The 13,272-nt window shown below is 63.8% G+C and carries 11 protein-coding genes; 3 read left to right on the top strand and 8 right to left on the bottom strand.

Translation table 11 applies throughout. The annotated features are described in order from the left end of the window. Positions 1–25 precede the first annotated feature (25 nt). A complete protein-coding gene (locus tag CLV45_RS12350) occupies positions 26–979 on the bottom strand; it encodes a helix-turn-helix transcriptional regulator (protein WP_100336657.1) in 954 nt (317 codons plus the stop codon). A gap of 478 nt (positions 980–1,457) precedes the next feature. On the opposite strand from CLV45_RS12350, the gene CLV45_RS12345 reads away from it, so the two are divergent. Next, the gene (locus CLV45_RS12345) at positions 1,458–3,062 is read left to right on the top strand and encodes a protein adenylyltransferase SelO (protein ID WP_100336656.1); all 1,605 of its coding nucleotides are present in this window, start codon (positions 1,458–1,460) and stop codon (positions 3,060–3,062) included. Between the two features lie 193 nt (positions 3,063–3,255). Here the strand turns inward: CLV45_RS12345 and CLV45_RS12340 are convergent, their stop codons facing one another. From CLV45_RS12340 to CLV45_RS12320, 5 genes are all read right to left on the bottom strand, one after another. After that, on the bottom strand, positions 3,256–3,570 hold the full coding sequence (locus tag CLV45_RS12340; protein ID WP_100336655.1) for an STAS domain-containing protein: 315 nt from the start codon (positions 3,568–3,570) through the stop codon (positions 3,256–3,258). Positions 3,571–3,808: 238 nt separating this feature from the next. After that, positions 3,809–4,546: a ThuA domain-containing protein gene (locus tag CLV45_RS12335; protein ID WP_100336654.1), complete on the bottom strand. Its 738-nt coding sequence runs from the start codon at positions 4,544–4,546 to the stop codon at positions 3,809–3,811. A gap of 241 nt (positions 4,547–4,787) precedes the next feature. Continuing rightward, positions 4,788–5,297, bottom strand: coding sequence for a hypothetical protein (locus tag CLV45_RS12330; RefSeq protein ID WP_100336653.1), 510 nt, complete (start codon positions 5,295–5,297; stop codon positions 4,788–4,790). A gap of 84 nt (positions 5,298–5,381) precedes the next feature. Further along, positions 5,382–5,864: a DinB family protein gene (locus CLV45_RS12325; RefSeq protein ID WP_100336652.1), complete on the bottom strand. Its 483-nt coding sequence runs from the start codon at positions 5,862–5,864 to the stop codon at positions 5,382–5,384. 213 nt (positions 5,865–6,077) lie between these two features. Beyond that, positions 6,078–7,406 (bottom strand): YncE family protein, encoded by a 1,329-nt coding sequence (locus tag CLV45_RS12320; RefSeq protein ID WP_100336651.1) that lies wholly within the window; start codon positions 7,404–7,406, stop codon positions 6,078–6,080. 505 nt (positions 7,407–7,911) lie between these two features. On the opposite strand from CLV45_RS12320, the gene CLV45_RS12310 reads away from it, so the two are divergent. After that, complete coding sequence (locus CLV45_RS12310) at positions 7,912–8,853, top strand: hypothetical protein (RefSeq protein ID WP_100336649.1); 942 nt, start codon at positions 7,912–7,914, stop codon at positions 8,851–8,853. Positions 8,854–8,965: 112 nt separating this feature from the next. Here CLV45_RS12310 and CLV45_RS12305 read toward each other — a convergent pair whose 3' ends face one another. Beyond that, complete coding sequence (locus tag CLV45_RS12305; protein ID WP_157807449.1) at positions 8,966–10,027, bottom strand: hypothetical protein; 1,062 nt, start codon at positions 10,025–10,027, stop codon at positions 8,966–8,968. 108 nt (positions 10,028–10,135) lie between these two features. Beyond that, positions 10,136–11,350: a T9SS C-terminal target domain-containing protein gene (locus CLV45_RS12300; RefSeq protein WP_100336647.1), complete on the bottom strand. Its 1,215-nt coding sequence runs from the start codon at positions 11,348–11,350 to the stop codon at positions 10,136–10,138. A gap of 173 nt (positions 11,351–11,523) precedes the next feature. Between CLV45_RS12300 and CLV45_RS12295 the strand changes: the two genes are divergently transcribed. Beyond that, positions 11,524–13,035 carry a serine hydrolase domain-containing protein gene (locus CLV45_RS12295; protein WP_157807448.1) on the top strand — a complete coding sequence of 504 codons (1,512 nt, stop codon included), beginning with the start codon at positions 11,524–11,526 and terminating at the stop codon, positions 13,033–13,035. Positions 13,036–13,272 lie beyond the last annotated feature (237 nt).

Below are 13,272 nucleotides of genomic sequence, written 5' to 3'. Positions count from 1 at the left end.
AAAATAATTTCCGGAGCTCCGCGCCTCAGCCAAAATGCTGAAAGGCCTGCTGGGCCAACTCCCGCACTTGCTCCCGCAGCTCCGGCGGCGAAACGATGGTGGCCTGGCCGGCAAAGAGCAGCAGCCAGCGGGCCAGGTAGCAGGGCTGCCCGGTCAGGAAGGTGATTTCCAGCTCCCCGCTGGCCGTGGTCAGCTCCTGGGCCGCCCCGAAGTGGTGCTTATTTTCCTGCACCCGGGCCACCGCGCAGGGCGCAAACCGCACCACCAGGGGCTGGGTCTGGCGCCGCTCGGCCAGCTGCTGCCAGTAGGTCTGGAGCGTGTCGGGGCGGGGCGCGAAGTGCTCCGGGCGCAGGTGCAGGCCCACGATTCGGTCGAGGCGGAAGTCGCGGAACTCCTGGCGCAGGCGGCAGAAGCCCACCACGTGCCAGTAGTGCCCGAAATACACCCCGATGGGCTCAATCTCGCGCTGGGAGGCCGTGGCCTGGTAGCCGGCCCGGTAGTCGAGGCCCACGACGCGCTTTTCGGCAACGGCCTGGAGCAGAGCCTGGTGAGTATTGGAAGCCGGCGGAATGACGGGCGTGCCGGGCCGGCCGGTTTTGAGAATGGTAATGCGCGGACTCAAATCTTCGAGAAAGTCCCGGTCGGTGCGGCGCAGCACGGCCCGCAGCTTGTCCATGGCCGAGCCGTTGAGCTGGGCCGTGTGGGCATCGGTGAGCTGGGAGGCCAGCTTTTCGGCCGTGAGCAGGGCCGTGGCTTCCTCGCGCGAGAACATGACCGGGGGCAAGCGGTAGCCCTCGGCCAGGCTGTAGCCCACGCCCGCCTCCCCGCAGAGCGGCACCCCGGCTTCTTCCAGGGTGCGTAGGTCGCGGTAAATGGTGCGCAAACTCACGCCGTAGCGCTGGGCCAGCTCGGGGCCCTTTACCACGCGCTTGGCCTGGAGCTGAATGAGGAGGGCGGTGATACGGTCGAAGCGGTTCATAGCGGCCGAAATGTACCGATTCTGCCCGAAGCCAGCCCAGAACCCGGGCCCGAATATCGGCCCACCCACGCAGGCCCGCCGCCCCCGCCGCTGTTGCTTAGGCTACCCGGGTGCCCAGCTTTGTGACTTGGGCCGCTGCCAAGGGTGCCCGGGTAGCCGGCTTTGCGACTCAGGTCGCCAAAAAGAATACTTGGGTCGCTAAAAAGAGTACTCGGGTTGCCGTTTTGGCCACTCCGGTCACCACATTTGCAGCTTGGGTCACCAGTTTGGCCACTCGGGCCGCTTCGGAAGCTGCTTGGGTACCCTTGGGGGGTACTCGGGTAGGGGGTGGGGATACCTGAGTACCCCAAACCAGCCCGGGCCATCCTCCTTTGCAAGTAAAGCGGCCCGCCGCCGGCCCGTTGGCGAACCTGCGGCCGCTGTTCCCGCGTTTAGGCCAGTACCCTAATTCCAATCCGCTGTTTTATTTCTCTGCGCTATGCCTACTTCCTTGCCAACGATAGATACCGCCCCGTTTCAGAACTCCTTCGTGGACGAAATGCGCGGCGAAGCTTCCTTCGACAACCGCCCGCGCCAGGTGCCGGGCTACCACTATTCCCGGGTGCAACCCACGCCCGTGCAGGACCCGCGCCTGCTGGCCTGGTCCGACGAGCTGGCCGCCTACCTGGGCCTGGCCCGGCCCGCCGAGCGGGGCCCGGCCGTGGATGCGTTGGCCGGCAACCTGGTGACGGATACCATGAAGCCCTTTGCCGCCCGCTACGGCGGCCACCAGTTCGGCTCCTGGGCCGGGCAGCTCGGCGACGGGCGCGCCATTTCCCTGGGCGAAGTCACGGCCACCGATGGCACGCCCTGGGAAATTCAGCTCAAGGGCGCCGGGCCCACGCCCTACTCGCGCCGGGCCGACGGGCGGGCCGTGCTGCGCTCCTCCCTGCGCGAATTCCTCTGCAGCGAGGCCATGCACTACCTGGGCGTGCCCACCACCCGGGCCCTGAGCCTGGTGCGCACCGGCGACCTGGTGGTGCGGGATATGTTCTACAACGGCAACCCCCAGGCCGAGCCCGGCGCCATCGTGGCCCGGGTGGCGCCTACCTTCGTGCGCTTCGGCAACTTCCAGATGATGGCCTCGGCCGGGGAGCTGGACAACCTGCGGGCCTTGGCCGACTACGTCATCCGGCGCTACTACCCCGAGCTGGGGGAGCCCACGGGGCCGGAGGTATACGTGCGCTGGTTTGAGGAAATCAGCCGCCGCACGGCCGTCATGCTAGCGCACTGGATGTCGGTGGGCTTCGTGCACGGGGTCATGAACACCGACAACATGAGCATCCTGGGCCTCACCATCGACTACGGCCCCTACGGCTGGCTGGAGCCCTACGACCCCGACTGGACGCCCAACACCACCGACTTCGGCTCCCGGCGCTACGCCTACGGGCAGCAGCCCAACGTGGGCCTCTGGAACCTGTGGCAGCTGGCCCGGGCCCTGGCGCACCTCGTGCCCGACCCCGAGCTGCTGCGCCCCGGCCTGGATTTGTACTCCTCTACTTTCGAGGCCACCCGCCACGCTATGATGCTGCGCAAGCTGGGCCTGACCAGTCGGAACGAGGCCGACGACAAGGCCCTGTTCGAAGCTTTGCACGAAGCCCTGGCCGAGTCGGAAGTAGACATGACCCTGTTTTTCCGCCACCTTTCGCACGCCGCCCCCGCCGTGCGGCAAGACCCGGCCGCGGCCGCGGCGGCGTGGCGGGAGCTGCTGGCGGCGGCCACCTACTCGGCCTCGCCCGAGGAAGAACAGAAGCTGCGGAGCTGGCTGAGCCACTACCAGCAGCGCCTGCAGCAGGAAACGGCCGCGCCCGAAGCCATCCGGGAAATGATGCTGGCCGCTAACCCCAAGTACGTGCTGCGCAACTACCTGGCCCAGCAGGCCATTGAGGCCGCCGAAGCCGGCGACCTGACGGTGCTGGAGCGGCTGATGACGGTGCTCAAAACGCCCTTCGCCGAGCAGCCCGAGCACGAGGAGCTGGCCGCCAAGCGCCCCGACTGGGCCCGCGAAAAGCCCGGCTGCGCCACGCTCTCCTGCAGCTCGTAGGGCGGGGTTTGACCGGGCGGGGCAAGGGCTGAGCCCAAGCCCCGGGCCTGGTCTGCGCCTTAAGCCAGTCCGGCTCTTATTCCCGCTGTAAAAAGCCCCGGCCACTCTGGCCGGGGCTTTTTTGCGGTAGTATTGACCTGCCGGGCAGCCGGCGGCCGGTTACCCGTTAAAGCCCCGGTTTGGTGCCGAGGGGCTAGGCGGCGGGCAGCAGGTGAAACACGTCGGTGAGCTTGAGCAGGGCCAGGCAGTGGTAGAGCACCGGGTTTACGTTGCGCAGCCACACGTGGGCCCCGGCCCGGTGCAAAACCAGCAGCTCGGAAATAACGTGGCTGACTCCGAGCGTGCGCAGGCACCGGAGGCTGCCGCAGTCGATGAGGAGGCGGGGCGGGGCCTGCCGGGTGCGCTGCAGGCGGCGCACCAGCTGCGTGGCCGGCGTGGTATCCAGGTTGACGAGGGTGGTGGGCAGCAGGGGCTGGACCGACGAAAAATTCTGAGGAGTAGGACGCATAGGAGTCAGGCCGGAATGGGTGGTGGAAAGAATAGCTGAAAAACAACCTGTATCCGCGGGACAGGGCCCGGAAAAGCAGGCACTACAAAGCTAGGCTTCCTGACTCCCAGAAAGATGCGTCTAAATCCTGATTTTGCGCTTACGTAGTTGCCGCCCGGCAGCCGGGTAGTTTTCCTGGGCGGCCCCGGTCTTTGCCGCCAGAGCGGGGCTATTGGTGACTTCCCGCCGGGGGCCGCGCCTACTGGCCCATGGCGTAGCGGATGCCGCCGAGCAGGTGCTGCAGAAACAGCGGGTCCTGGTAGCTTTCCGGGGTGTGGCCGCCGGCGGTGTAGAAGGCCCGGCCGCCGGCGTAGGCGTGGTACCAGGCGAAGGGGTGGGTGGGGCCGTTGGTACCGCCGGCGTAGGTTGTCTCATCGACGGAGGCCAGGATGGTGAGGTCGGGGGCGAGGTTGCGGAAGTTGTACCACTCGTCGGTGCGGGGCCAGGCGGCGGGCAGGTGGGCCGTGGCCGGGTGCTGCCGGTCGAGGACGCGCACGGTGGCGGGCTGCACCTTGGGATGATTCACGAAGTAGGCCCCGACCAGGCCGCCAAACCAGGGCCAGTCGAACTCGGTATCGGTGGCGGCGTGGATGCCCACGAAGCCGCGGCCGCGGCGGATGTAGGCTTCGAAGGCGGTTTGCTGGGGCGGGGTTAGTACGTCGGCGGTGGTGTTGAGGAAGACGACGGCGCGGTAGGGCTTGAGGCCGTGGGCGGTGAAGCGGGTATTGAGGGCGGTGGTATCGACGCGGAAGTGGTTTTCCTGGCCCAGTTGGAGCAGGGCGCGCAGGCCGTCGGGGATAGACTTGTGGTGGAAGCCGGCGGTGCGGTAGAAGACCAGGATGGCGGGCGGGCGGGTGGGCGGTGGCGCGGAAGCCGTAGGAGTGGTGGGCGGGCTGAGCAGAGTGGTTAGCAGGGAAAGCAGCAGCAGGCTTTTCATAGGGCTGGCGGGAATAGGGCGGTGCGTGGCAGATGAAGCGCCGACGAGGGAATCCCCTGGTGGGGGGCGTCGAAGTACGTGAAAAAGCGGGAAGATTTTGGCTGACTCAGCGGCTGCTACGGGCATGTTGTCGGGCCCCGAGGCTGGAGGGGAATACGGGGCCGCAGGGCGGGGGCGGCAACGCAAAAAGCCCCGGCCAGGGCCGGGGCTTGGGGTAGTGGCAGCGGTGACGGGACCGGACTTATTGGTAGTCCTTGTCAGCTAGGTGTTCCATTACGAAGCCGGGGAAGGCGTGGCTTTGGTCGTAATCGGCGAGGACGCGGTAGAGCTTCTCATTGCCGAAGCGGGCCAGCTTGCCGATGCCGATGCCCCCGAAGATACCCAGCAGCAGGCCGTAGCCCAGGGGCGTCACGGTGACGGTGCTGGTGCCCCCGGAGCCGTTGCTTTTGGTACCCGTTTGGCTGGCTACCAAGCCGATGACGCCCGCGCCGGTGGCGAGCCAGATAGCGCCGCCGGTCTTCTTGCGGCTGTAGAGGTGGATAACGGCCCGGGCCTCCTTGTCGTCGGCGTAGCGCTTAGTGAGGTAGTCCTTATACTTCTCGGTCGTGACCTGCAGGGGCGGAAGCAGGGGCGAGGTGAGCGGGGCCGGGGTCGTGGTTGGGGTCGGCGCGGGGGTAGTTTGGGCGAAGCTCGCCAGGGCCAGGCTACTTACCAGGGCAGCAGTAAGGGTGCTGCGGCGTATAAATGACATCAAATTAAAAAGATAAGCTGAAAATGAGGAGAAGACGAAAGGCGTAAACATACCCGGTTTTGGCTTCGGGTGGGGCGGCGCGGGCTATTCCCAGATGCCGAGCAGGCGGCGCAGCAGGATGAGCTGGCCGAGGTGGTAGCTGTTGTGGTCGGCGATGAGCATGGCTTCGCGCAGCAGGCTCTGGCCGGTACCGTGGGGGAAGGGGGCCAGTAGGTCGAGGGCGGGGTCTTGGAGGAGCTGGAGAAACTCTTCCCGGTCGTGGCTGATCTGCTGCACGGTGCGCTGGAAGGCGGCCTCGTCGGCGGGCTGGGCGGGGTCGGGCCAGTAGGCAGCGGGCCAGTCGAGGGTTTCGTAGGCGGGGTTGCGGCTGAAGTCGAGGATGTCGTACTGGGCAATGCGGATGTGCTCGACCAGCTCCCAGATGGTGTAGGGCACCTGGGGCAGGCGCTGGTTGAGCTTATCGGCGGGGATGCCCGCGCAGGCGTCTTCGAGGGCGCCGTGGGCAAAGCCTTTTTCGAGCAGGTGGCGCAGCTCAGTGACGAGGGTAAGGCGGGTCGCGTGGTCCATGATAGTTGTTGGTTGTTGGTTGTTGGTTGTTGGTTGTTAGTTGTTGGTTGTTAGTTGTTGGTTGTTAGTTGTTGGTTGTTGGTTGTTAGAACGTCATGTTGACCAGCGGGAGACATGACGGGTTTATGTAGGGGTGCGGCTTTATTGCTTTACCACTTCACTGCTTCATTACTTCATTACTTCACGGTTACCGGGTGTTGCTGGCTGGCTGGCTTAGTCGAGGTGCTCGACCAGGACTTTGGCGTCGTAGAAGGTGGTGTTTAGGAAGAAGGCTTCGATAGGAGTGTCGATGCTGAGGGTGATAAAGCCGCCGGCGGGATCTTTCAGGATTTTGAAGGGGTAAAAGCGGGTTTTGCGGGTGTGCAGCAGCGGGTGGGGCGCCTGGAGCCCGAAGGCGTAGATGCGGCGGTCGGTAGTGCCGGCGTACAGGGTTTGGGTGGCCGCGTCGGGGCCGTAGCAGGTGAAGGTGGTCGGGAGCCGGGGCAGGCCGGAGAGGTAGGCGGTGGTTTTGCTGTAGACGTCGCCGTAGGCCCCGCTGATGTAGCGCTGCCCGTCGGGGAAGAAGGCGAAGATGCGGCCGTCGGTCTGGTGGTTGCGCTGCGAAACGTTTTGTTGGGTGCCCAGGAAGGCGCCGCCGGCCGAGAAGCTGTAGTAGGTGTGAAACATGGGAAAGACGTACTGGGCCATGCCCACCAGCTCGGTGTCGCTGGTGCCGGGCACCGGGTAGAGGCGCTGGCTGTACCAGTCGAGGTTGTTCTGGTAGGGGAGCGGGGCCTTGGTAGCCCGGTCGTAGACGCGCAGGGTGGGGCCGTTGTAGGGGCCGGTACTGATGTAGAGCCGGTCGTGGCTGGCCAGCACCGAGGTCAGGCCGTGGGGCGCGGGCACGGGCTCCACCCGCAGCTCGTCGAGCGGGGTGAGGGTGGCCGCGTCGTAGATGAGCACGCGGCCGTTCTGGGTGGGCAGGTAGAGCTCCCGCCGCCCCCGGAAAGTGGCCAGGCTGCCGTAGTTGATGTTCTGGCCGACCTGGATGGTTTTGGTTATCTGCTGGAACGCCAGGCTGTACTGACTGATGGTGCCGGTGTTGCCGACGAAGTACAGGGTGCGGCTCGGCTCATCGAAGAGCACGTCGTAGATGGGGGCGCGGGCAATATGGACGCCGGGGCGGTGCAGGGTAACGGTGTTGCTCTCGATGGTCTGGCCCGAGGTCAGGACCCCGACCACCTGGTACTGGACGTCGTCGGCGTAGGGCAGGGTGGCGTCGGGGTAGGCAACGGTGGGGCTGCTGAGGCTGTTCGGGCGTACGGTAAAAGTGGCCGCGGTGGGGTCGTTGAGCACTTCCCAGCGCTTGAGGCGGTACTCCTGGAAGTTGGGGTTGTTCAGGGCCGACCAGCTGAGCTGGGCGGTGCTGTCGTTGAGCAGCACGGGTGCTTGCAGGGCAATGCTGGTCGTCAGGGGCGCGGGGTCGGCGCCTTTGTCATCGGCGGAGTTGCAGGCGGTAGCAAGGAGAAATAGCAGTAGCAGGTAGGGTAGCGTCTTGAGCATAGGGGGTAAATGTAGCGGTTGGTTGTTGGTTGTTGGTTGTTAGTTGTTGGTTGTTGGTTGTTAGTTGTTGGTTGTTGGTTGTTAGTTGTTGGTTGTTGATGTCTGGCAGGCAGTAGTTGTTATCTTACTAATGGTAGTTGCTAGGTGGCGAGTGGTAGTTGCTGTCTGGCATGTGGTAGTTGCTAGGTGGCGAGTGGTAGTTGCTGTCTGGCATGTGGTAGTTGATGGCTGGCATGTGGTAGTTGATGGCTGGCATGTGGTAGTTGATGGCTGGCATGTGGTAGTTGATGGCTGTCACTTGGTAGTTGCTATCTGTCAAGTGGTAGTTGGTATCTGTTACCTGGTAGTTGGTATCTGGCGGGTGGTAGTGGGTTGCTGCTGTCCAAAAATAAAGTGCGGGTAGCGGTTGAATATAGGGTTGGGCTTATGAATAATAATGGTAGCTTTTGTGGCCATCCCTGACCGGGTGGATGTAGTTCACTCTAACTTATTTACGCGTCCTTTTATGACTACCAAACAGCAGAATCAGGTAACGATGTACGGGGCGGTACTGCGCTTCTTCGAGGAGGCGGGCAAGCCGCTGGCCACTATCAAACGGATTGAGGCGGGCCGGGCCGCGCTGGCGGGCCTGGTGGCCCGCATTGGGCAAACGACGGCCGCCCAGGACCACGCCACCACGGAGGTAACGCGCGACCGGCAGGCGGTGAAAACCGAGGCGGGGCAGAAAGCCGAGATTCTGCGGCTGCTGGCGGTGGCCCTGACGCCCGACGCGGCCCTGCGCGGGGAATTGAAAACGCCGCTGAGCAAGAAGCGCCTCGGTAAGGATGCCGACCTGCTGACCTACCTGGCCAAGATTGACCAGGCCATCGGGACGCTGGCCCCGGCCGACCTGGCCGACGCCGGCTACGACCCCAAGGTGCGCCAGACTCTGCAGGCCGACTTGCGGGAGCTGACCGCCACCCAGGGCCTGGCCCGGCAGATTGAAACCGGCACCAGCACGGCCACGGCCACCCTGCCGGAGCTGCTGGCCCAGGCCAAGGACACGCTGGAAACCGCCCTGGACCCTTTCGTGCGGGCCCAGCAGCTGGCCCAGCCCGAGCTGGTGCGCCAGTACGAGGCCGTGCGCACGCCGGTAAGAACGGCGGCCCGGCGCGCGGCCGAGTACCGGGGCGTGGCGCAGTACGGCCGGCCCACGCTGGTTTTTGATAGGCGGGAGGCGGGGGTGCCGGCCCCTACGCTGGGCAACCGCAGCGGCAAGGGCCTGAGCTTGCGCTACTACACGGCTACTTCGGCCACGGCCGCCCCCGCGCCGGGACAGGGGCTGGTGGTGAAAAACAAGGCGGAAGTGCACTTGGCGGACTATGCCAAGCTGGGGGTGGAGGAAGCGCCGTACCTGCTGGTGCTGCTGGAGCAGGTAGATGGGGAGGGGCGGTGGGTGGTGCGGTAACCCCACCCCCCGGCCCCCTCCCCTCTGGGAGAGGGGGAGCCTGCCGATTGGGGTTTTTGGTAGAAATGGAAAGGCCCCGGCAACCGCCGGGGCCTTTTTTTGGTTTGGGGGGTTATCGCCAGCTCCATTTTATTCCTACTTTGGAATTGTTTAGTAGGCGGGGGACTTTTGCTGTGATTATTTTAAAATTTAGACAGCCGTTGTCGCGGCTTTCTACTAGTACGGGGTCTAGCGTAATTTCTTTGCCATCATCAGTGCTGAGGATTACGTCGTTTTTGGCGGGGGTATTTAGGTCCAAGCTTCTGCTTATTATCTGGAATTCCAGCTCGCCAATGACGTCGTCTTCGTTGTTGGGATAGTAAAAGATATCGGTGTTTGTGCCGGCTATTATTTTGTTGAAAAAGGTTCTTTGGGCCGGGAGTGTGTTGTAGATAAAGTCGGCTCTAGTTGTTATGGTTCTTCTTTCGTACTTCTTGAGAGTGGAGGTGAGCTGATAGGTTAGAATAGCGGGTTGGGGGTTGGCGTCCTTGCCTTCTATTTCGCTGCCTGGCTCCTGGAGCACGTCTATTGCGTCAATAGCGTTGTAGTATTCTTCAAATAATTTCTCGGAGTTGAAATCCTTGAGGGCAATGATTTCATAGTCGATAGAGACTAGTGTGCAGTAGTTTATTCCTTTTCCTTTGTAGATGTTATTAATTAGAGCGACGCCGTTTCGGGACTCAGAGTATATTTTAAATACTATTCTTGGAATGACATACTGCTTGTTCTTTTTAAGGCCTTCTCTTATTAGTTCTCTTTCGGTAGTTGGGAAATAGTTTTTATCGAAGTAAGTGGCCTTGGACAGGAAGAAAAATCCTGTGAATAGGAGGAGCTGAATTGCTACTGCGGTAGCGAAAAAGCGCAGCCATTTCTTGCGTTTGAGGGAAGTGTCGTCGTCGGGCAGCGGTTTTTCAGGGGTGGTGTTGCCGCTAATCTGCGCATAGAGCTTTTCGACTATTTGGGTGAGCAACGGTGCAAAAAGTCCGCCTACCAAAATGACGAGCAGGGGCTGTAGGATATCCTCCATGATGGTCGGGGTTACGTGTGGGGCTGTTGAGTAAGTATAGTCCTGCTTGGTAGAAGATACGTCAGTAGCAGCACTGAATATGCGCTTGGAAGCGAGGTGCTTAGACACGCAAAAAGCCCCTTGCTACCGCAGTAGCAAGGGGCTTTTCAGTGGAGGGTAGCTCAGCACATCTCAGGGCACGCATGGCTTCGCACTGCTCGCCATAACAGACGGGAGTTACGGGCGCACAAGCTGGCAGGGAGAGGTCAGACCTTGGGTGGTGCGGATGCGGGCGGAGTAGAGGCCGGCGGGGTATGGAGTGAGGCGCAGGGTGTAGGACTCGGTTTGGGGGGCGGGGGTGGCGCGCAGGATGAGGCGGCCCAGGGCGTCGTGCACTTCTACTACCCGGTGGGAGCCGGCGGGTAGCTGGAGGGTGAATTCGCCGGTGGGGCTGGGGTTGGGGTAGGCCGTGAGCTGGGGCAGGCGGGCGGGGGCAGCGGTGGGCAGGATGTTGCTGATGTTGGCCTGCCACATGTCGGCGAGGGTGGAGGCGTTGGAAGCGGCGGTGTTGCCACCCCAGACGTAGAGCTGGTTGTTGAGGATGGCGGCGGCGGCGTTGCGGCGGCCGGGCAGGTTGGAGGTGAAGGTGCGCAGCTGGCCGGTGCGGGTGTTGTAGGCGGTTAGGTAGGTTTGGGCGGTGAAGTCGCCAATCATCCAGAGCCACTCGCCCTGCACCACCAGGGCCTGGTTGGAGACGGTAGTGGGCAGCGGGGCCAGGGTTTGCCACTGGTTGGTGGCAATGTCGTAGGCGTCGATACGGTTGGAGTTGACGGCGCCGTCGAAGCCGCCGAGGACGTAGATTTTGCCGTTGACGGCCGCGCCCTGGGCCGATTTGGCTTCGGGCATGGGCGCCAGGCTGGTCCAGATGCGGGTGGCGGGGTCGAAGCGGCGCAGCTCGTTGGTGAAGGCGCCGTTGGCCAGCACGCCGCCGAACGAGTAGAGCAGGCCGTTCCAGGTGGCCGTGCCGCCGTTGGAGGCCACCGTGCCCCCGGTGGAGGTGGCAATGGCCTGGCCGGTGGTGGCATTCAGCACCGACATGCTGGTCATGGGCCCAGCGGAGGTGGCGCCTTGGAGCACGTAGAGGCGGATGGGGTTGGTGCCGTCGGGCAGGAGCACGGCTTTGCCGAGGCGGTGGTCGGGGACCTGGCCGGTGCTCAGGGGGCCGGTGCCCCAGCTGTTGGCGGCGGGGTCGTAGCGGTATACCTGGCTGGTAAAGGCCGTGGCGGGGCTGCCGCCGCCCACCATGTAGAAGTAAGACTGGTCCTGGCAGTAGCCCATGGCGTAGCGGCCCCCGTCGGGCAGCGGGGCGCGGGCGGTGAAGGTCAGCGCGGTTTGGGCCTGGCTGGGGGCGGCGCAGGCCAGGGCCAGGAGCAGGGAGGAGAGGTGCTTCATAGGGCTGGGGCTATAGTCAAGTAAAGCTATACTTTTTGCCGGGTTGGCGCGAAAGGGGGGGGTGAGGATAGGGCCGCGTGGACCTGACGGGTTGATTCCGTAGCTTGCCGGGGCCTACGCTGCCCGAGCAGCGGCGCGGGCGCTATTCGGGTTTCACCTTTCTCTATTCCGTTATGCTGCATTCTTACCGGGCCGCGGGGGCCTTGCTGGCCGTTCTGGCGTTGTTAAACAGTACCGGGGCGCAAGCCCAAACACCACAGTTCACGTCCTACGCCCAGTTCAACGACACACTGGTGGCCCGCTTCAACCGGGGCGACTTCAAGGGCATTGAGGCCTTCGGGAGCGAGGCGCTGAAGAAGCTGGAGCCGGCCGGCAGTATGGCCGCGCTGCTGGGCAAGCAGCAGGCCAAGACCGGGCGCATCGTGAGCAGCCGGGGGCTGCCCGGGCGCAACACCCAGCGCGAGTTTGCCTGGCAGGGCGAGCGGCAGAACCTGCGGGTAAGGCTGGTTTCGTCGGCTCCCGGCGTCATCGACGACTACTTCATTTCCGATTTCCTGGCCCAGCCCAACGCCCGCGCTACGCCCCTGGCTACCGACAACCGCCGGCGTACCCCGCTCGACCAGGCCGTAGACCGGGCCGCCACGCTGTATATGCAGCACCCCGACGCGGCGGGCCTGTCCATTGGGGTGTACTGGCAGGGGCAGAGCTACTTCTACAACTACGGGGAAGTCACGAAAGGCTCGGGCCGCCTGCCCACGCCGGCCACGTACTACGACCTGGGCTCGGTGGCCAAAACCTTCGTAACGACCCTGCTGGCCCAGGCCGTGGTGGATAAAAAGGTGCAGCTCACCGACGACATTCGGAAGTATTTGCCGGGGCAGTACCCTAATCTGGAGTTTGAGGGGCAGCCGGTGCGGCTGGTGGATCTGGCCACCCACACCTCGGGGCTGCCCAGTACGGCCCGGCAGTACAGCAAGGAGAAGAAGGCCCGGCTGGACAAGGAGTACGCCGACCTGGGGGTGCGCATTGCCCACTACAACCGCTACACGGCCGATAGTCTGCTCCAGGATATGCACGCCTTTCAGCTGAGCACCAAGCCCGGGGTAGTGTACCGCTACCAGAACCTGGACGTGCTGATTTTGCAGCTGGTGCTGGAGCGGGTTTACCAGCAGCCCTACGAGCAGCTCATCACCCAGTACGTGCAGAGCCGCTTCGGCATGAAGGACACCAAGCGGGTGCTGTCGGCCCCGGAGCTGCCGCGCTTCGCCACCGGCTACGACGAAACCCTGCGCGCCCAGACCCACGCCAACTACACCGGCTACTGGGGCGGGGCCACGATGAACTCTACGCCCGCCGACCTGCTGACCTACGTGCGGGCCAACCTGGCCGAGAAGGAGCCGGCCGTGAAGCTGGCCCACCAACCCGCCTGGGGCACCCGCATCGGGCTGGGCTGGATGCTGGACACCGACCCCGACGGGCAGCGGCGCATCTTCCACAACGGGCACTCCATCGGCTTCAACACCCGCTGCGTCCTGTATCCCGGGCAGCAAACCGGCATCGTGGTGCTGGTGAACGAGGCCATCAGCCAGGACCGGGTGACGGAAATGGAGGAGTACCTGAAGCAGCAGCTAGCCCAGCTTCCGGCCCCGGGCAGCAAGCCGGCTAAAGCCGTCGGCCGGCGGTAGCAATAGTTGTTAGTTGTCCGTTGTTAGTTGTTAGTTGTTAGGCCTGTCATCCTGAGGCGGAGCCGAAGGACCTTCCTCGCCTACCCCACTGCGGGTAGTGCCAACGCACAAACGCCCTTTACCATCGGCGCGGTAAAGGGCGTTTGTGCGTTTACTCAGGTTTGTCACTCAGGGGAGGAAGGTCCTTCCCTCCGCTGCGCTGCGCTCAGGATGACAGGCCTAACAACTGACAACTGA

The organism is Hymenobacter chitinivorans DSM 11115, from assembly GCF_002797555.1.
In the GTDB taxonomy this organism is placed as follows: domain Bacteria; phylum Bacteroidota; class Bacteroidia; order Cytophagales; family Hymenobacteraceae; genus Hymenobacter; species Hymenobacter chitinivorans.
This window is presented reverse-complemented; position numbering and strand designations above follow the sequence as displayed.